At 82.2% G+C, this 538-nt stretch carries 1 pseudogene; it reads left to right on the top strand.

The features are described 5' to 3' along the window. Positions 1-95: 95 nt before the first annotated feature. Positions 96-538: pseudogene (locus ACYVPE_RS40025) on the top strand (hypothetical protein); the annotation flags it as partial.

Here is a 538-nt window from a genome sequence, read left to right as displayed (position 1 = left end):
GGCCGCAGCCCGGCGCCGCGGCCGAAGGCGGCGCCGCCGGCCGCGGCGCGGGCGCCCGCCAGGGTGCCGCCAGCCGGCGGCCAGTTCGGCCGCGGGTGGCGGACGGCGAACCTGACGGTCCTGCCCAGCGCACCGGCCAGGACCCGACGCCGGCCGACGACGACGCACCGAGGCCGAACGCCCGCCGCCGCAAGGCAAGCAGCCGCCAGGCGGCCACGTCCGCCGCAGCGGCCGACGTCGCCGCCGAAGGCAGCGCCGCCCCACCCGGCGCGGGCGACGGGCCGGCGGCCGACGCCAACACCGACACGACCGAGGCCAGCGGCGAAGCCGCACCGGCGCCGAGCACTCGGCGCCGCAAGGCAAGCCGCCGCCCGGCCACCGCCGCTGACACCGCCGCTGACACCGACACCAACGCGGTCGGCACCGACGAAACCGCGGGCACGGGCACGGGCGCGGGTGCCGCCCGCCGCAGGAGGGCTCGGCCGCAGGCGGCCGACGAAGGCGGCGCGGCGCTCGTGCCGGGCGAAGGACCGGCGGG

It is taken from the genome of Streptomyces mayteni (assembly GCF_054783955.1).
The sequence above is the reverse complement of the archived record's forward strand: the minus strand, read 5'-3'. Positions and strand labels throughout refer to the sequence as shown.